Origin of the sequence: Bacillus cereus (genome assembly GCF_007678085.1) — a bacterium.
GTDB classification, from domain to species: Bacteria; Bacillota; Bacilli; order Bacillales; family Bacillaceae_G; genus Bacillus_A; species Bacillus_A cereus_BE.
The window spans coordinates 1,461,778-1,484,975 of sequence record NZ_VEDW01000001.1; the positions used below are offsets into that span (position 1 = coordinate 1,461,778).

The following is a 23,198-nucleotide window of genomic DNA, read 5'->3' on the forward strand; positions in this document are numbered from 1 at the left end:
AACTTAAACATTCTTTGACTACAAAAAGCCTTTGTAAAATTAATCGTCTTATTTAATAGGGTTCTATTAGCTACTTTTGCGTAGTTTTTAACATTACATTAATATATTAAGATGAATATTTTATTAACCCATCACCCTCCTCAAAAAAATTGTAGCAACTATTATATAAATTGATATGTCTCCTCCTTAATTCTAGGACTTAATTTTTTTGTAATCCCCCACTAATTCTTTTCTCAAATCCCCCAAAATGGATTTGAGAAATTAGGGAACTATAATGTCGTATTGAAATATATTAAGGGGGATAACAAGTGGACAAGGAAATGAATTATGGAAGTGATTACAAGTTTATTCCAGCAACTTCAATTGAAAGTGGTCATGGCCTCGAAGTATTGCCTGATTTATTTTGCTACACGATTCAAATCGTCAATATCTGTTTTGTTGGAAATCCGCATACCGATGATTTTGTTTTAGTTGATGCTGGAATGCCTAAATGTGCAAATGAAATTATCTCTGTTACTGAGAAGCGATTTGGTACAAATAGTTGTCCAAGAGCAATTATTTTAACTCATGGGCATTTTGATCATGTTGGAGGGATAATTGAACTCATTAAATATTGGGATGTTCCAGTCTATGCCCATCAAATGGAGATACCGTTCTTGACTGGACAACAAAGCTATCCTGAACCAGATCCAACAGTTGAAGGTGGTATGGTAGCGAAAATGTCTCCCCTGTTCCCTAATGAACCGATTGATTTAGGAAGTAGCGTAAAAGCACTACCTACCGATGGAACTGTTCCCCATATGCCAGAGTTTAGATGGATTCATACACCAGGGCATACTCCTGGGCATATTTCATTATTCCGAGAAAAAGACCGAACTTTAATTGCTGGGGATGCTTTTGTTACAGTGAAACAGGAATATCTATATAAAGTATTTACTCAGGAACAGGAAATAAGCGGCCCCCCTCGTTATTTAACAACAGACTGGAAAGCCGCTAAAGAATCAGTCATTAAATTAGAAGAATTAAAGCCTTTGGTCGCTATTACTGGACATGGGATACCAATGTCAGGTGAATTGCTATCAACAAGCCTCAAAACACTCGTTCAAGAATTTGATAAAATTGCTGTACCCGATTATGGAAAATATGTAGACAAGAAGATACATTAAACATGAAAATACTTTTTATTCTTATAGTTAAGAAATAAAATAAAAAACACTGTACTTAGGCAACATCTCGATTATAAGAGTGGAACTCCCCTTTGTGAATAAAGCTCGATATTCCGCAAATACTATCCATAGTATAAGCCTGCTTCTTACCCGGCTTGTACTTCTTACCATTAAAAGGTGATTAAAACGGGTTACGCTCTTTAAAAGCATAACCTGTTTTTAATGAAATCTTTTATTCCATATACGTTTGAAAAATGGAGGAAAATGATGAAACATATTGTTGCTTTATTAATTAAATACACAGCGATAACTGCAGTATTACTAGTCATACTTAGTATCTTTAAAGGCATTTCAATTCCTAGAGTATTACTAATTTCTCTTTTCCTTACAGGAGCTGCCTATTTAATCGGAGATCTCTTCATTTTACCTAAATACGGAAATATGATTGCTACAATAGCAGATTTAGGCTTAAGCTTCTTTGGAATTTGGTTACTAACATCCTTGTTTACTGATTTAGATGTTACTCGTAATATTGGACTTTCTTCATTTATAGCCGCTTTAATTATTGGTGGAACAGAAATTTTCTTCCACATTTATATGAAGAGGCTAGTACTGCGTAACGATGATAATTTAAGAAATCACAATCATATTCGCCATGATAAATATGCTATGGAGATGTCAGAGGAATATATGGATTCTTCCACAGTAAATAAATCCAATCTTGAGGATACATCTAAAAAATAAAAAAGTGGCTAACGCCACTTTTTTATTTTTGTTTATTACGCTTGATCAGAATTTCTTACATGTAATGGAGGTGGAACTACCCACCCTTTTTTCTTACTTAAACGTAGCAAAGTTACACCTGCTTGCGCTTTTTTCATATGAAATTGTCCAAATAGCATCCCTACATCTTCTCGCAGACATTTTCCCATCACCTGACTACATGTCACAAGTCCAGCTGCTAATCCTGTAGAAACAGCTGCTGCTATTTCAGCATCATTAATACGCGCTCCTGGAGGAATATCTTCGATAGATGCAACTGGTCGTTCTGGAGGAGCAGGCGGTAATGCTACGCCATTAACCTTTAAAAGAGTTTTTAACTCTTCTATTTCCGAATTCATATCATTTTCAATTAAGCTTTCTAAAAACTTCTTCAAATCTTCGTCACCTGTGTGATTCATAAACACTTGATGGCTTGCGATTCCACCTTGTGCTGCTAGAAGATAACTCCAAATATCAAATACTTCTCCATAATGTAACGGTTCATTTTGAGGATTTCCACTTAAAATACCCATTTTTAAATTCCTCCCTTTCGAAAATATCATAATAAATATTGATTTCACTATTGAAATCAAATTTTTAAGTATGCTTTTTCCTGCAAAAGATTTTCTACTATGCATGGAAAACACCTTTCCAACACTGTGTGTTTATTGTTTAGGAAAGTCGTTTACAAATAAAATACTCAAAGATTATGAAAGAAGATTATCAATAATCTTTGAGTGAGAATCCATTTACTATAAGGTTTTTTATTTTTATACATATACAAAAGAAATTGATTTACATATCTGCTATATTGTATGCCAATTTACTTAGCGGTTAGCTCTACCACCAAGTTGTTGTTCAGCCATTGCTACTAAACGTTTTGTAATTTCACCACCAACAGATCCGTTTGAACGAGCTGTTGTATCTGCACCAAGTTGTACACCAAACTCTTGTGCAATTTCATATTTCATTTGATCAAGAGCCTGTTCAGCGCCTCGAACTAACAATTCATTACGACTTCCACTGTTATTGTTTGTCATATCGTTTCACCTCCAATGCTTTTAATATGCTACAAATTATGAAATAATAATTATCCTTTTTATGGGAGTTAGATTATGTATAAATATTGAGTTTCTTCTTAAAATAGGGCAAAAGATATAAGAAAGAAGAGCTACTATAACGTACTTTCATAACAACAATGTGTATAAATTTCTTTTTACTAAAGATTTCTGTTTTGCCAAAAGATACATATAAATTATGAAAAATGATTTCTAAGGAGATATGAGATGAAAGCTGTAACCTATCAAGGGCCAAACCAAGTACAAGTTAAACAAGTGGATGATGCAAAGTTAGAGAAAAAAGATGATATTATTGTAAAAATTACTTCAACCGCTATTTGCGGTTCTGATTTACATTTATATCAAGGCAACATGCCTTTACCGCAAGGGTACGTTATTGGTCATGAGCCAATGGGCATTGTTGAAGAAGTTGGTCCAGATGTTACGAAAGTAAAAAAAGGAGATCGTGTTGTTATCCCCTTTAACGTTGCTTGTGGACATTGTTTTTATTGCCAACATGAAATGGAAAGCCAATGTGATAACTCCAATCCTCATTACGATTCTGGTGGATACTTTGGTTACACAGAGAAATTTGGTAACCATCCAGGTGGACAAGCAGAATATTTAAAAGTTCCTTTTGGAAATTTCACTCCATTTGTTATACCAGAATCATGCGAACTTGAAGATGAATCTCTACTGTTTTTATCCGATGTTTTGCCAACAGCCTATTGGAGTGTAATAAATGCAGGTGTTAAGCCAGGTGATACTGTTATCGTCCTAGGTTGTGGACCTGTTGGATTAATGACACAAAAATTCGCTTGGATGCAAGGTGCTAAGCGCGTAATCGCAGTCGATTACTTAGATTACCGAATGAATTATGCAAAAAAGATTAACAATGTTGAGGTATTTGAGTTTACAAAATTTCCTGATATGGGAGAACATTTAAAGGAAATCACGCATGGCGGTGCCGATGTAGTCATTGATTGCGTGGGCATGGATGGAAAAAAATCACCACTAGAATTTCTAGAACAAAAGTTAAAATTACAAGGTGGAACTCTCGGTCCTATTCAAATTGCTACGAAAGCTGTAAGAAAATACGGAACGGTTCAAATGACTGGTGTTTATGGTGGCAATTATAATGCATTTCCACTCGGGGCATTTTGGGTTAGAAATATTAATCTAAAAATGGGACAAGCACCTGTTATTCATTTTATGCCAGAACTATTTGAAAAAATAACAAACAAAGAATTCGATCCAAAGGAGATTATTACACACAAAATTCCCCTCGAAGAAGCAAGCTACGGTTATCAAATTTTTAATAATCGTGAAGATGATTGTATAAAAGTCATTTTGAAACCTTGAAGATACAATTTATTATTCTTCATGAAAAGGTAAGATTACACTCCGTAATCTTATCTTTTTTATTACATGCTAAGTAGCTATTCCCCCACTCTCATCTCATATCGAAAATAGTTATTTCAAAAAGACTTTGCATTTTACGGTAACGGTTTATTGGTAAAAAAATGAATTTAAGTATTAAGTAACCAACTAGCGGACACGATAACAATGTTAACTAACTTAAAAAGAGGTGTACTTCATGTTTTATTATAAAGAAGAAATAATTAATATGATTAAGCCGGATAAACCAGACCCAGCTGCTGCAAAAGTTTTACAAGAAATATTAGGTGGACATTATGGTGAAATGCGTACAATGATGCAATATTTCTTCCAAAGCTCAAATTTTAGAGGTAAAGAGAAGCAATATCGCGATTTACTTCGAGGTGTTTTTTTAGAGGAAATAAGCCATGTAGAACTTGTACAACATACAATTAATCAGCTATTAACTGGATCTGGTGAACCTACGCCAGGAAATGCTGGTATTGACCAAGCACCGCTTGATGAAGCGGTTAAACATGCAAACCCTCACCACTTTATTGTAGGTGCTCAAAGTTCATTGCCTGTTGATGCAGCTGGAAATCCGTGGAATGGATCTTGGGTATATAGTCATGGAAACTTAATTAGCGATTTACTAGATAATGTCGTACTTGAATCTACAGGCGTACTTCAAAAGACTAGAATTTATGAAATGAGTTCTAATCAAACATTTAGAGAAACTCTTGCATTTTTAATTGTACGTGATAATGCACATCAAAATGCTTTTGCAAAAGCTTTAGAGACATTAGGAGTTGAATGGGGGAAACTCTTCCCTGTGCCGAACTATGATATTAATAAATACCCAGAGTGCAGAAAATATGTAGACATGGGATTCCATAACGCACAATTTAATTTTAGTTTAGATCCAACAAGAATGGGAGAAATATTCCAAGGTGAATCCCCAAGTAGAAACAAAGGAACATTAACAGTAACGGAACCGCCAAAAGGTTTTCCTGTACCAGAACTTCCTGAAATGCCAAATGAGCATAGTCCCGGATTAAAAGATATGGATCTTTAAGATCATTATGGCCAACTATTTATTCATGGTTGGTCATAGTTCTTTATAAAAATTCATGTAAGCTTGTTGTTAATGTGATAGGATGTTTTTATAAATCCTCTTTATTTAAATCATATTTCTGCTCCTCTTAATTTTGTTTCTATGAACCATTAGACGCCACTGTATACTTACTTATAACCTCCCTACCTCTATTCACATATAATATCCCTATATTGTAAAAAAGAAGAGGGGCTTGTCCCCCTCTTCTTTTAATTTTTCTTTAAAAGGGTTGCTCCTGCAATCCCTGGATGTGTCATTTCGAATGGATCTAGAATTAATTCTAAGTCTTCTTGTGACAGTACACCATTTTTCACACAAAGTTCTCGAACGGATTGCCCTGTCGCGATTGCTTCTTTCGCAACGCGAGCTGCTGCCTCATAACCGATATGAGGGTTAACGGCTGTAATAATTCCTACACTCTTCTCAACATACTCTTTTAAGCGATCTTCATTCGCTTCAATTCCTTTTAAGCAATTATCTGTAAAGGCACGGAAACCGTTATTCATAATACTAATTGATTGCAGTAAGTTGAAAACTAATACTGGTTCCATCACGTTTAATTCTAATTGTCCTGCTTCTGAAGCAAGGCAAATTGTATGGTCGTTACCAATTACTTGGAATGCAATTTGATTAATTACTTCTGGCATAACAGGGTTTACTTTCCCTGGCATAATAGAAGAACCTGGTTGACGAGCAGGTAGCATAATTTCCGCTAAGCCAACACGTGGACCTGATGCCATTAATCGAAGGTCATTCGCAATTTTAGACATATTCATCATACATACTTTAAGTGCTGCTGATACTTCTGTGTATGCATCCGTATTTTGCGTTGCATCTACTAAGTCTTCTGCACCAACAAGTGGTAACTCACTAATTGCAGCTAAATGTTTTACAACTGCTTCAATATATTCTGGGTCTGCATTTAAGCCTGTACCAACTGCAGTTGCTCCCATGTTTACTTCATATAAGTGTTGACGTGATTGCTGAATTCGTTTCATATCACGTTCAAGTACGCGAGAGTATGCTTTAAATTCTTGTCCAAGACGAATTGGCACAGCGTCTTGTAAATGTGTACGACCCATTTTAATCACATGATCGAACTGTTCTGCTTTTAATTCAAATACATCATGCATATAACCCATCGTTTGTAATAAACTTTCTAATGCGTTTAATGTTGCGATATGAATCGCCGTTGGAAATGCATCGTTTGTTGATTGTGCCATGTTTACATGACTATTTGGACTAATATAATGATAGTCTCCCTTTTCCATCCCTAATAATTCAAGAGCACGATTGGCAATGACTTCATTTGCATTCATGTTCATTGAAGTACCTGCTCCGCCTTGGATTGGATCTACAATGAAATGATCATGCCATTTTCCATCAAGAATTTCTTGAGCAGCTTCTGCAATTGCGCCGCCCTTGTTCAATTCCAATCTTCCTACATCTGTATTCGCAAGCGCTGCTGCTTTTTTTACAACTGCGAACGCCCTAATTAAACTTTCATGAATTTTGTACCCTGTAATCGGGAAATTTTCAACAGCGCGTAAAGTTTGAATTCCGTAATATGCCTTAATAGGTAATTCCTTTGCTCCCAAAAAATCCTTCTCCACTCGCATGTTCTTGTTTGTCATTGACATTTTAATTTCTCTCCCATATTAAATGTAAAACCTAAATAAATCATATGAAGTCATTACCAATCCTTATCAGACTTTATTGTTAAATCGTAGGCTAAAGGCTCTTCAATAATTTTTTTAATCTCTTCTAATTTATTAGTTTTTCCAAGCGTCCACATCAATTTTGCTATGATGGCTTCCGTATTCATATCTCCAGACAATATTACTTGATGTTGCGCCACTTTCCGTCCTACTTCATAGAGAAGTATGTCTTCTCCTTCTTCCAGGCATTGAGTAGTAATCACTACAGCAATCCCCATTTCAGTCAACTCTTGAATTTTCGAAAGCAAGTTCCTTCCTTCAAAAGGTAATCCACCGTTACCAAAACTTTCAATAATAACCCCTTTATACAAATCTTTTAAACAATCAAATATCTCTGGCTTTGTACCTGGATACAATTTCATAAGAAAAACATCCGTACATAAATTAGTATTTATTGAAAGTTCATTATGGGAGGACGTTGGCTTCCAATGATATTTCACTTCATCTTCATTTACCTCAGCAACATATGGATAATTCACACTTTCAAATGCATCATAACTTTTTGTTCGCATTTTAACTGCTCTCGTCCCAATAATCACCCTACTATCAAAAACAATAAACACACCGCCAACATCCTCACAGGCAAATCTAAGAGCATCAGCTACATTTTTCTTTGCGTCTGTCTTTTTAAAACTAATAGGCACCTGTGAGCCTGTTAAAACAACTGGTTTTCTTAAACCTTGAAGCATATAAGATAACGCAGAAGATGTATAAGCTAACGTATCCGTTCCATGTGTAATCACAAACCCGTCATAGTCATCATAGTGATTAAAAACAGCATTAGCTATTTCTTTCCAATGCTCAGGTTGCATATTGGTACTATCAATATTCAGTAAGATTTTGCAATCTATTTCTAAGTTTCGAGACGACTTCGAAAAATAATTCAATAATTCCTCAGCGGACAATCCTGGAACAAGCCCTTCATTCCCCTCCACAGATGCAATTGTCCCACCAGTTGCAAGTAATAAAATCTTCTTCATACACAACCCCTCCATAAAATAAACAACGATATATCGTTCGCGTAATGCGTATTTATATTTATCATTATAGAACTTAATTTGAATTAATCAAGATTTTGTATTCAATACGCGTACTTTTTTTCTATTCTTGATTCTTTTTCTATGTTATAATTAATTTAATAAAATTAGATGGGGTATGAGACGAATGCTGGAACGTTTATCTAAATTAAGAAAAAATCAAAAATGGTCCTTACAAGAGACAGCAGATCGACTTGGGATTGCGAAAAGCACCTATGCTGGTTATGAAAATGGTTATAGATTACCTTCATTACAATCTTTATCTAAAATAGCAGATTTATTTGATACGTCTGTAGATTATATATTAGGTCGAATTGAACATTCACATCAAAACAAAGATGTAATTGATATTACAAGACTCCTAAACGATACAGATCCAACACTTTTAATAGATGGAGAAGCACTTTCAACAGAAGAGATAATTGATTTTATTGCTTTTGTGAGAAGTAAACGAGAACTAAGTTCCAAGAGAATAGAAAATATTAAACCAACATGTAAAAGTTGATTCAATAAAAAACGAAGACACTACACTCTTTAAACTAAAAATACTTAGACAACTAATTTGTAAACGGTATATATAGGATTAATCCGAATTTATTTTATTAACTTTACATTTATAAATTATATTTTAATATTTTGCATATACAAAATATTCTTCTTAAAAACTTCCATATCAAGAAAAATCGTGGAACTATACTGATTGATCTAGTACTTCTCTCTATGCAGTTCATGCTGACAGCACTTGCACATAAATATGATTCCACTCCAATCAGAGAGCATGACAAAGAAAATAACAATACATTCTTTGGATTGGAAAAAGAGCGCTATGTATCAGTTATAATTCTATCTATTGATAAAATAGCCAACGAAGGATATGCTACATATCGTCTCCCTGTTGAGAGAACTGCAAAATGGAAATAGCATAAAACTTATATTAAATACTAAAGGAGGCAGAATAGTATGGAAATCATCACAGCTATTTTAGTAGGAATCGTAGCATTAGAGCATTTATTTATCATGATTCTCGAAATGTTTTTTATTAATTCAAAAGTAGCAAAACGCGCTTTCAAATTGCCGAAGCATTTAGAAGGAGATCGAAACGTAGCCATTATGTTTGCAAATCAAGGTTTATATAATGGATTTTTAGCAGCTGGCCTCATTTGGGGACTTATACTTGGAAACAATCACATTGGTTATATGGTTCAATTATTTTTCGTCATTTGTGTAGTGGTAGCAGCTATTTTCGGAGGTTTCACATCCAATAAATCAATTATCGTGAAACAAGGACTTCCTGCTATTTTAGCGCTGCTTGCCCTTTTATCTGTCATATAGAAAAAGAGAATTTCAATAAAAGAACTCATTTTTGAAAAAAACACGCTATTCTTTCTGACGATCCATAGGAAAGGATGGCGTTTTTATATGTCTATTTCTGTATCGAAAGAATTTGGAAGTATAACAGATTTCAAACAAGAATTATGTCATAAAACATAGTTTTTTAACCCACTCATTTTACTAATTTACCCTTTAACTCCTCCCTTTTTCTTTAGCTTCATCAATTCTAATAACATGGATTTTTTATTTGTCTGCTTAATGAATTGAGTATATAACTCTGGGAATTCTTTTTGAACTTCTTTATTTAATACTGTTTTATATTTAATCATATAAATTACTTGTAACAAGGTGTAAGTGTAACCTTTAGAATTGGTGTAGATTATGAAATTATGCGTCACGGAATGCTGATATGGTTACTGTAAGTGATAAAGCTACAGGTATAAAAACGATTAACAAAGCATCTTAATGTTTATGAAATGCTTTGTTAATCGTTTCTCTTCTCCCTAATCTCCTGCAAGATTCTATTTTTTATTAAAATTTTCCACATCTTATTTGATTTATTTATTCTGTAACACCAGATTGGGTTACTTTTACATCAGCTGTTACACGAAAACGTAACTGTTTATAGGATTCTTCCCATTCTTGACTGTTCCATTTCCTTACGTGAGTTCTACCAAGCTTTCTAAGCCCTATAGGATCTGTGCCTTTTTTAATAAATCTCTTTATCAATGTAGTTGCTTTTTTTTCTATTTCTGTTCCCATAATTTTTTCTAATTTTTTTATTTCTTTAGGGTTATCTAAATTTTTTGTTTTTGTAAATTCTTGAATTTCAGCTTTAACTTGAATATGAGCATTTACGAATGGATGCTTACTATTCCCCTCCATCTTATATTTCGTTCCCGCCTTTATATTCTCTATCGTGGCGTACGTGTTTGAAGAACCAGGTAATTTGAATTGGTATGTACCTTGTTTAAAATTATCTGTCAACAATTTAAATACAAATAAATCTTTAGGGTTCACTTTATCAACCATTTTACATCTTTTAAAAAGTGCTATTCCATTTAACTCCAACACGTTACCTTTTTTAGATATCATCGGTAAATATGAATCTCTCGCATCATCATTAAGTTGGTTTAAAAACATAAAAAAATTTGTTTTTGGCTGCGTTCCGTTGTCCATATTTTGCTCCAGTAAAGAGGATAGATAGGAAGAAATTTCTTTTTCTTTAGAATAGTTCCCCTTTAATAGTGATTCCCCTTTTACATTTGTAATTGCTAAATAAATTGCATTTCCCACACTAGGATTTCGGTTCAAAGTCTCTAAAATTTCCTGCATTCCCTTTTCAATTATTTTTTCATTAAATATAATCACACGCAATTGACCCAACTCTAGAGGTCCAGAAGATTTTTCGGATGCTCTTGCAAGAACTTCTCTACCAGTCTGGCCTGATGCTGAATAGATTTTCGTTTCACCTTCCCCCCCTCCTTTATAAGCTGAAATCGCAAAGGTTCCTTTTAGCTTACCTTCTGCTTCAGTATCATATGCCGCAACTTGAACTAAATCAATGTCATCCACAATTTTCGTTTTAGCACAACCTATTAAGAAGACACTTACTATAATGAAAAGTAACCATCGCTTCATGTTTATCTCCTTAACTTTATTTTGGCGGTTTGAATTAACCATAGTACAGGTAAGTATACATATATATACATAAAGCCAATTTGACCAGTCCAAGTATTTAATAAGTTAATTTTATTACGGTTATTCAAGAAAAATGATAAAACGAAGATGAATACGATGATAACTGGCAAAACATATTTTTGCTTTATTCCCAGCGCCTCTTTTATACCACGACTTACTCCCCACAATGTAAAGGAAACGTTAGGTAATATAAAAAAAGCCCAAACAGAAACAATAATGTATTCAAACCGCTCTATAAAGGGAAATTGTATAATTTTAATCATGCTTAAATATGCCCATATCGCGCTCGCTAGTTGTTTTTCACTAAAAAACGCGAGAGTTAAAATCATAAGGTATGTGTAGACAATAGTCGTTACTAAATTTGCATAGTGCGCATATTTTTGAGACGTTCTTGCCTTTTTAATAAATGGGTAGTACAGCAATAACATTTCAAATCCAAAAAAGCTAAACATATTTCCTTTCATTCCTTTCATAATTTCTAGGAATGAATGCTGTGCAATTGGAAATAAATTTTGAAAATCTGCATACTGCAAAGGATAAAAAAATGTGAAGATTAGAATGCTTGGGATAACGATTCCAAAGAAGCCGATTCCGGCAACTACCCGAAATCCTCCAGTAACAATGTAATAACATAGACCCAAAAAAGCCCCTGCTATAATCCAAGATGAAATGGAAGGAAACATCCAAACATGTACTACTTCGATATAAGTATGTAGTGTTGTTGCACCTAACAATACAATATAAGATAAAAAAATGAAGTTGAACATTCCACCAATCCATTTCCCAAACACGTTTTGATTGATTGCAATGATATCTCCATTACCCTGATTTAAAATCTGATATATGATCCAAATCATAAGATTAACAGATATTCCAAAAAGTAGCGTACTTATCCACGCATCATTTCCAACTAATTTTGCACTAATCCTTTCAAAACCAAGCATACCAACCCCCATCTGTATAGTAATAATTAAAAAAAATACCATATATGGAGAGACTTGATACTCAATTGGGACCTGTTTCATAATGCTCCTCCCTGTTAATTTCAATCATCAAAATCATTTCGTGATTTGATTTTATTTTTCTCTACCCCTTCTGGATTAAAACGAAAACGCTGTTTAGACCTTGAAAAAATAGGACGTCGGAACATCGCTGAGATTGGCATACGTATAATGCTGTCTTTCCAATCTGTAGGGCGTGTAGGATAAAAAGGGAACAAATAAGGACGTCTTAATGATTCTGTACGTAATAGGCGTGCTAAAAGTAAAGAACTTGTTAAAACAATTCCTAATAAGCCCAACAGGTGTGCAGCTATTATAAAAGGAAAACGAATTACTCGAATTGTATTCCCAATTCGATATATTGGTGCTGTAAATGAACTAAGAGCTGAAAGTGCAACAATGATAATAAGTACGTTACTTGTAAGACTTGCCTCTACCGATGCTTGTCCAATAACAATACCCCCTACTATACCGACAGTTAGACCCACTTTAGTTGGTAAACGTGTCCCCGCTTCTCTCAGTAATTCAATCGTTATTTCTAAAAAAAGTGCTTCAATGACTGGAGGAAAAGGTACTTTACTTCTCGATATGATCAACGTTTCAAGAAGTTCTTTTGGAATTAGCTCATAATGATATGTTAAGATCGCAACATATAATGGAGTCGTTAAAACAGAAAAGATAAAAGCAAAAATCCTTAACAGTCGAAAAAATGAGGCCATAATCCAAGGCATGGTATAATCTTCTGTCGTAGAAAAAAAGTCAATTAATGTTGTTGGAAGAGTGATAGCATAAGGCGAGCCATCTACAAAAAGTGCAATTTTCCCTTCTGCTAATACAGCTGCTACACGGTCAGGACGTTCTGTATTCAAAAATTGAGGGAATATAGAATTCGGGTTGTCTGCAATTAACTGAATCAAATAAGTACTATCCAAAACATGGTCTGTTTTTATTTGGCTTACCCGTTTTATAATTTCTTGTAGATTTTGATCATTTACAATTCCCTCAATAAATACAATTGCAACAGTTGTGTTAGAGAGCGCGCCTACTTTCAATTCCTTCATTTGTAAATAAGGTGTTGGAAGCTTTCTACGTACCAAATTTAAATTCACATCTAAATCTTCGACAAATGCGATTTGCGGACCCACAATATTGTATTCAATTTCAGCTTTTGTAATATCCCTTTTTTCTTTCTTTGACACATTTACTAACAAACAATTTAATGTATCTGTATCAAACTGAATAAGTATATAGCCATTTAAAATACTATCCTGAATATCTTCCATTTGATTTGTTACTTTTGAATTCTCAAAGGGTAAGACAGACTGAATATCTTGTAACGAATCGAAGCTCTTCTCTTTTATATAAGTCAAAACCTCTTCATGAAATATATTTACATCGATTAATGTTCTAAAATATGAAATGACTATAGAGGATTTATTAGAAGCAATTTCCAACGTTATAAAATCTTTAGATTTTTTTAGTAATTTCATTAAATCCTGCAAAGATTCTATTGGGTAAACAGATATTCTTTCATGTGGTTTCAATTGATAATACCCTTCCTTTCAGAAAGAAACTATATATAGTTTTCAGGAAATTGCAATTTTTAAAATTAGAGATGGTGATATGTAAGTATACTTATTGAATTAATAATAACGCCTTTGAAAATAACTTAACCAAAATTAGTTAAAAAATGTATTACAAGTAAATATTAGAAATATTTTCAAGAAGAATTACGATATTAAAAACATCCTTTCTTTTGGTTCTAAAGAAAGGATGTTTTTATAACAAGCTTTTTCAAGTGTCTATTCTATAGGGTACAATTTTACCAGTGTTCTTCTCTTTATTATTTCATTAAGTAACATTAGCATTACATTCTGTATGGTTTCTTAAAAATTTCAGTAAAAGAATATATTAATTTTGAAGTGTACAAATAGGGAGAGTGACTTCAACTATAGTCCCCTTATTCACTTCACTCTCAATAAATACCTTTCCCTTATGTGTTTCAATGATTTTATAACAGATCATTAACCCTAAGCCAATCCCCTCTTCTTTAATACTATAAAAAGGTTCTCCGAGGTATGGTATACGTTCTTTTGGAATCCCACACCCTTGATCGATAAAACAAATGCTTAATTGATTATTATCAAGTATATTTAATTGAATTAGAATTTCCCCTCCCATCGGCATAGATTCAATTGCATTTTTTAATATATTAACAAATACTTGTTTTAATTGATTTCCTTCACATGAAATCAATGGAATACCAGGGTTAAGATCGATTCTAAATTTTATATTATTCATCATTGCTTGAGGTTGTAGTAGCATTAAAACTTGATCCATTAGCACACTAATATCATTAGGTTGTATTTTTACCACCTGTGGTTTGGCTACCGCCATAAATTCAGTTGTAATGCTCTCTATACGCTCAATCTCTGATGATACTATATTAATATAACCCTGATTATTCTCATTTTCCGTTGATTTTAGTAATTGCATGAACCCTTTCATTGCAGTTAATGGATTATTAATCTCATGAGCCATTACAGTCGCTAATTGTCCTACAACAGCAAGTTTTTCAGATTTTTGTAGTAATTCTTCTGTTTTTAATCTTTCAGTAATATCACGAGAAATACTTAAAAAGACCTTTTTACCATTTAACTTAAAAACACGCACATTAAACTCGGTTGTTATTATTTTTCCCGTTGGAAAAACATATTCATCTTGCAAAGTGAAGGAAGTTTGTCCCTTTTTAATTTTTTCTAACAACCTTACGATCATTCGAGAATCTTGTGGTACTACATCTGGAAATGATAGTGAGAGCAACTCTTCTCTACTATATCCAAATCTTTTACACCCAACAGGGTTTACCTCAATAAATCGACTTGGGGCATGATCTTCATTCAGCTCTACTACATATATGGCGTCAGTTGCTTGTTCAATTAGTGCACGGTACTTCATTTCACTATCTCTTAATTGCTGGTGTAATCGATGCCGTTCTCTTTCTGCTTGTTTTCTTTCAGAGATGTCTCTACATATTGCTGATAAAGCTATCACATTTCCTCTTACATCTAGTATAGGAGAAACTGTCAAACTGACATCAAGAAGACTTCCATCGTTACGTTGTCTAACAGTTTCTAATCTAGTCACTACGGATTCGTTAGTTAGAATTTTCTGAATATTTTCGAGTGATTCTTCCATTAAAAAATCTGGTACACAGGGTAATCTCTTACCTATGATTTCTTGTGATGACCACCCAAATATATTTTCATAAGCTTTATTTGCTTGTAAAATATGCCCTTCTCGATCAGAAATGGTAATAGCATCTAGATTGTGCTTTATAAATGATTCTAATAATTCTTTGGTAGCCCTTAATTCTGATTCTACCTTTTTCCTTTCGGTTATATCAACTGTAGAACCAACAACTTCAATAACTTGTCCATTTCGTTTAATTGGCCTAAGCGCAATAAGAATAATAGTTTTATCATTTGGCCAAGGTAATTCAAATATAATTTCTCTCCCTTCCCACGCCTGAAGATAGTACTTCATCAATTGTGGAACTAAATGTGGAGGAACAATAGAAGCATCAATAGTGCGTAAGCTTTTTCCTACCACCTGTTGAGAATAAAATCCGTTTTGATAATAAAACTGTCCATCACATAAAGTGTGTATAAAGTGCTTACCCACTTTTTTAAATTTAAAAATTCCTCCTTGAAGCTCATGTACGGTATCTATAAGTTCTTTCTTCGATTTTTTTAACTCTCGATTTATTTTAGATAAGTCTTGTGTTAAATAATACAATCTCTGGTAGGCTTCCATAAGAAATAGCCCAATCAAAAGTCCTAATGCTATATATAATAAGCCTCCTGTGTAAAGTAATGTAGTATTAAATAATATGCCAACTAACCACTTTATTCCGACAAAAACAGAAAAATAGAAAGATGCACTTTTAAAGGGATGAAGGTTTTTAAAATATGTTTTAAAACTAGTAAATAGGATACCCATACCTAAATAAGCAATCACAGGAGGTTCCCAGTAACCTCCAATGTAAAAGATACGCATTATAATAATGCTAATTAACGTAATCCAACCAGCAATACGACCAAAGTAAATAAAAGATAGAATAAGAGGAACAACTCGAAGATCGTAGGAAAATCCCATGTATGGAAAAGAAAAGAACATTAACGTAACTGCAATAATCCCTCCATAGAGTTTTTCTAAATATTTCCTGAAATTAATTGTAAACACTTGAATAAATATTGCTGCGCTAACTAATAAAGAAAAAATAGAAAGATTGATGAAATAATCTTTAATAATCATGTAATGTCCCTCCTTGCATTAAGTGTATTCGACAAAAAAGCTAAAAATCCTACAAATAGTATAAACAGTTCAAATGCATAAAATTTAAACTAGGATAAAATCTAGAAAAGTAAATTATGAGCACAGCAGATAAGATATTTTAGTGAAAAATAGTTAAAAAAGATAATAGCAACCGTTGACTACTATTATCTTTTTTCTTTAAGTTATCGTAATATGTCTGAAACTCTAAGGGACGTGGTATGTCATTTCATCGAACAATGATTATATGCTGAGTTCATGAATATAGAAATTTCATCTGTAATTTTTGAAATATAACACAAAAAACAAAACTATCTTTAAAAATGGAAAAAGCCTATATAAATGTCAACTAATCTATGTACAAAAACGTTCACTTAATTTTGCATAAAATTACTGCACTTAGGAAGCGAAGTAGTTCTTCAGGGTCCATAAGAACACCTGTAGATGCTTCAGGATAACTACATAATTGTATGAGTATGAGTGATGTACTTGAAACCTTTCGGTAAAACCATCCACATAATGCAACTAACTCCTTGGTTCAATATTTACTTTTTCTTTAGCTAAGTATTCTAGGACATAAGGAGATATATGCCATTGCAATTTTTCAATTAACTTGGTGTCTAGTTTATTGTCCAGCTCCAATTACTTCGTTACTTTTCAGATTCAGTTCATTATATTTTGTACTTTGTCTTTATACACAACATATTCTTTACCACCCACTACTGCTACTACCGCAAATTCATCATTTGGATTGAATGAAAGCCAATCAGCCCACATGTTAGTATTAGCCCCTCCGCTCCACATATTATGAACAGTGTTTTTAGTTAAATTCATAACTTTATAAGACGCATTTGGCGCATTTGTTCCAGTCTTTATTTCAAAAGTGTATGCGTTATGAATTTTTTTATAGAAGTAGAAAACGTTTGCTGGACGAAACTGATTCAAAAAATCCTGTTCTTTTTTCTCTGCAATTTTTATCCCTTCTTGCAAAGTGACAACATCTGTTTTTAATGTTTTCCAACTGTTTTTCGCTGCATTCAAGCTAGGGGTTAAGAATTTATACTTATTTTGATCAGCTTTTTGATCAGCTTTATCAATATGTCCCAGTACACCCGAATATTGAGAATCTAAATCCTCCCATTGCGTAGACATATAAGTAAGAGCAGTGATAGCACTATCAAGCATACTATGCATATCACTAATATTATGAAATGCAACTCCAACTACACGATTCAATGTTATTTTATAATCTACAGTCTGACGCAATTTTGCTAATTCAGGTTCTAGCCAACCTAACTTACCTCTTGCATCACCTATCATTATGCCACCAGCAATCAAGGTTGGAATAAAGGGGATTTTCACCATGTCTAATCCCTTAGATTCTATGTCTTTCTGATATTTTACTTGTCCTAAAAGGTCCTCTAGACGCTTTTGGTCAGCCTCCACATCAGCACCTTGGTTTTTTAAAATCGATTGCAATGTCTCTTTATGACTTCCAAATGTTCTAACATCTTCTCCAATAGCATTTTTTAATTGAATTAATTCTTCTATTAATACTTTTGCAGACTTTTGATTTTGTTGAATTCCTCCTTGTAAATCTGTAATCCCTTTTTTTAAAGTATCTCCATTTCCAGTATTGATCGCCTCTACTAATGTTTCATAATGATTTTCAAATTTTGTATCGTAATCTATAATGCCTGTCAATGTATCTAAAAGCTGTTTTTTTACTTGTGTATTCCATGTAACAGCATGTGCTCTTGCATTCTTTTGATCTTGTACAATTTGACTAGGTAAATCTGCATTTCCATTAATAGTTATTCCTTCAAAATTTACATCTGGATTATGAATTAGCAAATAAGAATATTCATTCATAGCTTTCGCAAATAAACCAGCATCTTGCAAAGCTTTTTTCATCTGTTCTTCGTTTGCTGAAAGAGACATATTTTCAGTGTTCGTTTGTCCAATTTCAATTGCAAAAGTTTCTATTGGTATGACTGCATAAGTAGTTGTTATAGTTAAAAACGCTGATACAGCGAGTAGTTTATTAGGGATTTTTTTCATCTTTTCGTATTCCTCCTATATAGGCTATGGTTTCAAGTTCTAATCTTATTAAAAAGCGATGTCTTTCAAAATGAGTTCTACATCTTTTATTAGTATCGTTTGAACTTTCTTTAGCAGCCTTCAAATCATTAAGTATTAAAGAAAATGTATATAATCTGCTTCAAATTAACCGATTCTGTTGCAAATTTTTAAAAAGCAATTAAACTACAAGGTTATTTTTTATTCGAATAATACTTATATATAATTGAAAGGCGAAGTCTTTAATGAGACTCCGCCTTTCTGTTATATAAGGATTTATTAATTATAACTTTTCTGTTTAGCAGTGTAATCATAGACTTTCTATGTTTTAGTTCACTTTACAACAGAATTAATATTTCCCTATTTTTGTGGAGTAACAGTTTCTACTTTTAACTCCTTTATTCCTTCTTTTAATGTAACAGCATCTGTTCGTAATGTTTTCCAACTGTCTTTCGCTGCATTTAAATTAGGTTTTAAGAATTTAAATTTATTTTGATCGGCTTTTTGAGCTGCATTCTCAATATGCCCTAGAACGCCCGAATATTGAGAATCTAAATCATGCCACTGCGTGGACATATAAGTAAGAGCGTTAATAGCATCATCAAGCGCCTTGTGCATTTCATTAATATTACTGTAAGCAACTCCAACTACACGATTTAAGGTTACTTTATAATCCACGGTCTGACGTAATTCTGCTAATAAAGGCTCTAACTTACCTAAATTATCCCTTGCTACTCCCACTATAATACCGCCAATTATTGGTAGACCCAAAATAGCGCCCTTCATTACATTAAACCCATCAGATTCTAATTGTTTATAATAGTTTACTGATCCTAATACTTCTTCTAGACGCTTTTGATCGGCATCAACATCTGCACCTTGATTTTTTAAAATTGACTGCAAGAGCTCTTTATTACTTCCAAATGCTCTAACATCGTGTCCAATAGAGTCTCTTAATTTAGTTAATTCTTCTATTAGTTGTTGTGCATACTTTTGATTTTGTTGAATTTCACCTCGTAAATCTGTAATCCCTTCTTTTAAAGTTTCTCCATCCCCTGTATTAATTGCCTCTACCATTGTTTCATAATAATTGTCAAACGTCGTATCATATTCAACAATACCAGTCAATGTATCTAAAAGCTGTTTTTTCACTTTCGTATCCCAAGTAACAGCATGTGCTCTTGCATTCTTTTGATCTTGTACGATTCTACCAGGTAAATCTACATATCCATTAATAGTAATTCCCTCAAAATTCACATCAGGATTTTTAATTAACATATAAGAATAGGCATTCATAGATTTTGCAAATAATCCAGCCTTTTGCAAAGTTTCTTTCATCTTCGCTTCATTTGCAGAAAGAGCCGTATCTCCATTGTTCGTTTGTTCAATTTCACTTGCAAAAGTTGCTACAGGTGAAACTACATTAGCGGTTGTAATAGTTAATAACGTCGATACAGCGAGTAATTTGTAAGGGATTTTTTTTATCATTTCATTTTCCTCCAATTTAGGTTCTAAATTTCAGTTCTACTCCTGTTTAAAAGCAATATCTTTTGAAATGAATTCTGCATCTTTATGAATATCATTCCAACTTTCTTTAGCGGCTTTTAAATCATCTGGTATTAAAGAGAATTTGTGGTCTTGCATAGAATCGATATTATCCAGTAAATCTGTATAATTTGCGCCCATTGTATTCCATTGCTTTTGAATATTTGTTAGAGACAATATCGCTTGATCTACAGTCTGATATAGATATGCCAATGTTTCTTTCGCGTTAGTAAGCGAAAGAACTGCTTGATTAGCACGATCTGCTTTCATACTTAATTCTCCGATTTTGTTAGAAATTTCATTATAGGAGTCCATATGCTTAGATGCTGTGACACCAGCCGCTGTTCCTAAACCAATACCAGCTGCACCAAGAGCCGAGAGTCCACCAACAACAGCCGGTGTTGCTGTACCGCCAGTTACAACAATAACTACCGCTCCTCCAATAGCTGCAATAACTAAAATAGCTGCTCCCAATCCACCACCAATTGACCATGCTAATACATCATCAAAATGTTTTTTCTGAGTAGAACGAAGTTGCTCAATTTCAGCTTGAAGTTGTGGAATCGTTGCCTGTTGACCTGCTAATATTGCAGTTAATCCACCTTTCCCATCTGGACCACCAACATTATTTTTAAAATCTGTAGAATTTTGATATAGTTTCCCTTTGAAGTCTTGTAGCATCTTAATCACATCTGTAACTTCTTTTGAATTTGTATTGATTGTAGTAATTAAATCATTTATACCCTCTTTTAGACCTGCCTTATCTTTCTTTTGTACCGTTTCTACTAATGTGTCGTAATAATTTTGAAATTGTTCATCGTAATTTACAATATTACGAGCAGTTTTTTGAATCTGTGGCTTCGCTGTATCTAACCAGTAATTCGCATTGATTCGTGACAGCTCTTGATTAAGGTGAATATTTTTGAGCAACTCTCCCCCCTCTGGGCCTAAATCAATATTAGATAAATTTACATTTGGCTGCTTAATCATTGTTTTTGCGTATAAATCCATTACTAGAATATGAGACCCTGTTTCAGCCAATGCTTTCTTCAGTCCTTCAGGGCCCAATGCATAATTGCCTACTTTTTGTTCTTGAGCGGTTGTTTCTTGTGCAAATGCATGAATAGTGTTACCAGTAGTAGCAGTTATAACAGTGGCTAATGTAGCTAAAGTTAGTACTTTGAATGGAAATTTTTTCATGACTATTCTCCTTCTTTCGCTAAATAGTTATAATCTTTATGGATTCTCAAAAACGTAATATCAAAATTTATATACTTGTTCTTCAAGGTAACTTATTACATTTTTTAATTGTCTTAATGTATCTTTTTGAGACTGCTCGTTAGTTGTATCAACATTAGTAGATAATTTTGTAATGCTATTTTTTATTAGATTTAAATCTTCTTTATAGCGCTTTAGTAGATCAAGTTCTACATCTACTTGATTTGCAAACGTATGCAAATCATTTTGTGTAAGAAGAAGCATTGATTTTTGTAAATCAGCTATTGATAATTTCGTTGTTAAATCATATATTTTTTGATTTTGTTTCTCTAAATCATCTAAATATGCTCGCTGTTCTGCTGTTAATTTATTTACTTCAGCAAAAACGCCAAATGTTTTCTTAATCTTTTCGGTATCAATGGCTTTCATCAGGTCATACTCTTGTGTTTTTGCTGCGGCTGCGGCTGCTATTTCACCTTGTTTGCTTTTCTCAATTGCTTCACGAGCTGCTTTTTTTGCTGATTCAATCTCTAGAGCAGTTTTACCTTGTTCTGTCGCTTCTTGCGCCGCTTTTTTCTCCGCTTCTAGAATAGAGTTGTTAATTTCTTTTCCTTTGTTATACGCTGCCACCCCTGCTTGAGCAGCTGGTTCAATAATTTCTTTTGAAAGACTATAAACTTCTTTGAATATAGCAAATCCCTGCTCATTTAAAGCTCCAGGTATTAATGCAATTTGTTGTAAATCATTTTGAATTGCTTTTTTGGTATTTAATATTTCATTTTTTAACTGATCTATTTTTCCTGTTCCATCTGTACCTAATATGCCTTGCGCAGTTGCCACATTAGTATCAAAATCTTTTAATTTTTTATCAAGCTGTAATTTAAGATCTGTTAATTCATTGATTTGTCGTTGCGCATTTTCTTGATTCGTCATAGCCATTTCTTGAAGTACTTCAAGTCTATCCGAAAACCCTTCTCTATCTTCTTTATTGTCTACAAACGATTTTAATGTCGGGTAATAGCTATTAAATTTTGTTACAAATCCTTTACTTTTTGAATTTAATAGAATTAACTGTGGATAGAGTTCCGATGACCATTCCTTCATATCTTGTTTGATTAGGAATTGATTTGTATTTAAAGCTGGGACTTCCTCTAGCTGTACATTAGGACTCATTAAAGATTGATCAATATACGTTTGGATTAATTTAGATTGCGCACCTAATTTTCGTAATGATGAAGAAATATCCATGCTTTCTTGTTGAGTTTCTGCTTGAACGATTGGTGTTGCGAGAGTATTGATAGGAATAGTTGCTCCAGTTACAATGGATGTGACTAATAATCCTGTCATTATTTTAGTTTTCATTCCGTACACTCCTTTACCATTGTTTTTATAACTTAATTCATATAACTTGTACGACCTCTCTCTTTGTAAACTGGTTAGGAAGGAGAAATCTTTCAGATACGTTAATATCGTTGTTTTTTACTTCTAATAGGATGTAAGAATTTTATTTATCTCTCATTTCGATACTCTATTTTTTAAAATATAAATAACAAAAATTTATTAACTATATTTGAATCAGGCACCCTATGAGTAGTAAATTATTAATTCTTTCCTAAAGTTGCGGTTTAACTTACAGAATCGTGAGGATCAATAAACCAATGCTTACAGTTAATCTTGTCATAACATTGTTTAATTTCAATTTGATAATATTCCTCTTAGTTTTGTCAGCAAACTCCTTACTAGACAACAAAAGGT

Annotated in this window: 18 protein-coding genes and 2 pseudogenes; 7 read left to right on the plus strand and 13 right to left on the minus strand. The window is 33.2% G+C overall.

Annotation, left to right across the window (positions count from 1 at the left end):
• Nucleotides 1-308 precede the first annotated feature (308 nt).
• Complete coding sequence (locus FS742_RS07535; RefSeq protein ID WP_144611832.1) at nt 309-1,166, plus strand: MBL fold metallo-hydrolase; 858 nt, start codon at nt 309-311, stop codon at nt 1,164-1,166.
• Between the two features lie 267 nt (nt 1,167-1,433).
• Entirely contained in the window at nt 1,434-1,910 is a 477-nt protein-coding gene (locus FS742_RS07540) for a YndM family protein (protein ID WP_098347072.1), read from the plus strand.
• A 35-nt stretch (nt 1,911-1,945) separates the two neighbouring features.
• On the opposite strand, the gene FS742_RS07545 is transcribed toward FS742_RS07540, so the two are convergent.
• Together FS742_RS07545 and sasP are read right to left on the minus strand one after the other, a co-directional pair.
• On the minus strand, nt 1,946-2,461 hold the full coding sequence (locus FS742_RS07545) for a DUF3231 family protein (RefSeq protein WP_000512140.1): 516 nt from the start codon (nt 2,459-2,461) through the stop codon (nt 1,946-1,948).
• Between the two features lie 294 nt (nt 2,462-2,755).
• The gene (gene sasP, locus FS742_RS07550; RefSeq protein WP_046959866.1) at nt 2,756-2,968 is read right to left on the minus strand and encodes a small acid-soluble spore protein, SasP family; all 213 of its coding nucleotides are present in this window, start codon (nt 2,966-2,968) and stop codon (nt 2,756-2,758) included.
• A gap of 246 nt (nt 2,969-3,214) precedes the next feature.
• Between sasP and FS742_RS07555 the strand changes: the two genes are divergently transcribed.
• On the plus strand, nt 3,215-4,348 hold the full coding sequence (locus FS742_RS07555; RefSeq protein WP_098520552.1) for a zinc-dependent alcohol dehydrogenase: 1,134 nt from the start codon (nt 3,215-3,217) through the stop codon (nt 4,346-4,348).
• A 235-nt stretch (nt 4,349-4,583) separates the two neighbouring features.
• Entirely contained in the window at nt 4,584-5,438 is an 855-nt protein-coding gene (locus tag FS742_RS07560) for a manganese catalase family protein (protein ID WP_144611833.1), read from the plus strand.
• A 248-nt stretch (nt 5,439-5,686) separates the two neighbouring features.
• On the opposite strand, the gene aspA is transcribed toward FS742_RS07560, so the two are convergent.
• Both aspA and ansA read right to left on the minus strand, forming a co-directional pair.
• Nucleotides 5,687-7,117, minus strand: coding sequence for an aspartate ammonia-lyase (gene aspA, locus FS742_RS07565; protein ID WP_144611834.1), 1,431 nt, complete (start codon nt 7,115-7,117; stop codon nt 5,687-5,689).
• Between the two features lie 53 nt (nt 7,118-7,170).
• Nucleotides 7,171-8,175 (minus strand): asparaginase, encoded by a 1,005-nt coding sequence (gene ansA, locus FS742_RS07570; protein ID WP_144611835.1) that lies wholly within the window; start codon nt 8,173-8,175, stop codon nt 7,171-7,173.
• A 184-nt stretch (nt 8,176-8,359) separates the two neighbouring features.
• Here ansA and ansR point away from each other — a divergent pair, with 184 nt between their 5' ends.
• The 3 genes and pseudogenes from ansR to FS742_RS07585 all read left to right on the plus strand — a co-directional run bounded on the left by ansR (nt 8,360) and on the right by FS742_RS07585 (nt 9,564).
• Nucleotides 8,360-8,737 (plus strand): HTH-type transcriptional regulator AnsR, encoded by a 378-nt coding sequence (gene ansR / locus FS742_RS07575; RefSeq protein ID WP_144611836.1) that lies wholly within the window; start codon nt 8,360-8,362, stop codon nt 8,735-8,737.
• 176 nt (nt 8,738-8,913) lie between these two features.
• Nucleotides 8,914-9,153 (plus strand): annotated as a pseudogene (locus FS742_RS28185) (nitroreductase family protein); the annotation flags it as partial.
• A 39-nt stretch (nt 9,154-9,192) separates the two neighbouring features.
• The gene (locus FS742_RS07585; RefSeq protein ID WP_088081149.1) at nt 9,193-9,564 is read left to right on the plus strand and encodes a DUF1304 domain-containing protein; all 372 of its coding nucleotides are present in this window, start codon (nt 9,193-9,195) and stop codon (nt 9,562-9,564) included.
• Between the two features lie 175 nt (nt 9,565-9,739).
• On the opposite strand, the pseudogene FS742_RS07590 reads toward FS742_RS07585, so the two are convergent.
• The 9 genes and pseudogenes from FS742_RS07590 to hblC all read right to left on the minus strand — a co-directional run.
• A pseudogene (locus tag FS742_RS07590) lies at nt 9,740-9,914 on the minus strand (nucleotide excision repair endonuclease); the annotation flags it as partial.
• A 211-nt stretch (nt 9,915-10,125) separates the two neighbouring features.
• Nucleotides 10,126-11,205: a Ger(x)C family spore germination protein gene (locus tag FS742_RS07595; protein ID WP_144612077.1), complete on the minus strand. Its 1,080-nt coding sequence runs from the start codon at nt 11,203-11,205 to the stop codon at nt 10,126-10,128.
• Nucleotides 11,206-11,207: 2 nt separating this feature from the next.
• Nucleotides 11,208-12,290, minus strand: a complete 1,083-nt coding sequence (locus FS742_RS07600) for a GerAB/ArcD/ProY family transporter (protein ID WP_144611837.1) — start codon at nt 12,288-12,290, stop codon at nt 11,208-11,210.
• A 20-nt stretch (nt 12,291-12,310) separates the two neighbouring features.
• Complete coding sequence (locus FS742_RS07605) at nt 12,311-13,810, minus strand: spore germination protein (protein ID WP_088081152.1); 1,500 nt, start codon at nt 13,808-13,810, stop codon at nt 12,311-12,313.
• A 367-nt stretch (nt 13,811-14,177) separates the two neighbouring features.
• On the minus strand, nt 14,178-16,583 hold the full coding sequence (locus FS742_RS07610) for a PAS domain S-box protein (RefSeq protein WP_144611838.1): 2,406 nt from the start codon (nt 16,581-16,583) through the stop codon (nt 14,178-14,180).
• 681 nt (nt 16,584-17,264) lie between these two features.
• Complete coding sequence (gene hblB / locus FS742_RS07615; RefSeq protein WP_144611839.1) at nt 17,265-18,662, minus strand: hemolysin BL regulatory component HblB; 1,398 nt, start codon at nt 18,660-18,662, stop codon at nt 17,265-17,267.
• A 378-nt stretch (nt 18,663-19,040) separates the two neighbouring features.
• Nucleotides 19,041-20,168, minus strand: a complete 1,128-nt coding sequence (gene hblA, locus FS742_RS07620) for a hemolysin BL binding component B (protein WP_000591961.1) — start codon at nt 20,166-20,168, stop codon at nt 19,041-19,043.
• Between the two features lie 36 nt (nt 20,169-20,204).
• A complete protein-coding gene (gene hblD, locus FS742_RS07625; protein ID WP_120450433.1) occupies nt 20,205-21,425 on the minus strand; it encodes a hemolytic enterotoxin HBL lytic component L1 in 1,221 nt (406 codons plus the stop codon).
• A 60-nt stretch (nt 21,426-21,485) separates the two neighbouring features.
• Nucleotides 21,486-22,805, minus strand: coding sequence for a hemolytic enterotoxin HBL lytic component L2 (gene hblC, locus FS742_RS07630; protein WP_144611840.1), 1,320 nt, complete (start codon nt 22,803-22,805; stop codon nt 21,486-21,488).
• Nucleotides 22,806-23,198: the final 393 nt, after the last annotated feature.

Bases quoted from the DNA above. Each gene is read 5' to 3' on its own strand.
- sasP (WP_046959866.1), bottom strand. From the start codon at position 2,968: ATGACAAACAATAACAGTGGAAGTCGTAATGAATTGTTAGTTCGAGGC.
- FS742_RS07595 (WP_144612077.1), bottom strand. From the start codon at position 11,205: ATGAAGCGATGGTTACTTTTCATTATAGTAAGTGTCTTCTTAATAGGT.
- aspA (WP_144611834.1), bottom strand. From the start codon at position 7,117: ATGTCAATGACAAACAAGAACATGCGAGTGGAGAAGGATTTTTTGGGA.
- FS742_RS07610 (WP_144611838.1), bottom strand. From the start codon at position 16,583: ATGATTATTAAAGATTATTTCATCAATCTTTCTATTTTTTCTTTATTA.
- FS742_RS07585 (WP_088081149.1), top strand. From the start codon at position 9,193: ATGGAAATCATCACAGCTATTTTAGTAGGAATCGTAGCATTAGAGCAT.
- FS742_RS07560 (WP_144611833.1), top strand. From the start codon at position 4,584: ATGTTTTATTATAAAGAAGAAATAATTAATATGATTAAGCCGGATAAA.
- FS742_RS07600 (WP_144611837.1), bottom strand. From the start codon at position 12,290: ATGAAACAGGTCCCAATTGAGTATCAAGTCTCTCCATATATGGTATTT.
- hblD (WP_120450433.1), bottom strand. From the start codon at position 21,425: ATGAAAAAATTTCCATTCAAAGTACTAACTTTAGCTACATTAGCCACT.
- hblB (WP_144611839.1), bottom strand. From the start codon at position 18,662: ATGAAAAAAATCCCTAATAAACTACTCGCTGTATCAGCGTTTTTAACT.
- hblA (WP_000591961.1), bottom strand. From the start codon at position 20,168: ATGATAAAAAAAATCCCTTACAAATTACTCGCTGTATCGACGTTATTA.
- FS742_RS07540 (WP_098347072.1), top strand. From the start codon at position 1,434: ATGAAACATATTGTTGCTTTATTAATTAAATACACAGCGATAACTGCA.
- ansA (WP_144611835.1), bottom strand. From the start codon at position 8,175: ATGAAGAAGATTTTATTACTTGCAACTGGTGGGACAATTGCATCTGTG.
- hblC (WP_144611840.1), bottom strand. From the start codon at position 22,805: ATGAAAACTAAAATAATGACAGGATTATTAGTCACATCCATTGTAACT.
- FS742_RS07555 (WP_098520552.1), top strand. From the start codon at position 3,215: ATGAAAGCTGTAACCTATCAAGGGCCAAACCAAGTACAAGTTAAACAA.
- ansR (WP_144611836.1), top strand. From the start codon at position 8,360: ATGCTGGAACGTTTATCTAAATTAAGAAAAAATCAAAAATGGTCCTTA.
- FS742_RS07545 (WP_000512140.1), bottom strand. From the start codon at position 2,461: ATGGGTATTTTAAGTGGAAATCCTCAAAATGAACCGTTACATTATGGA.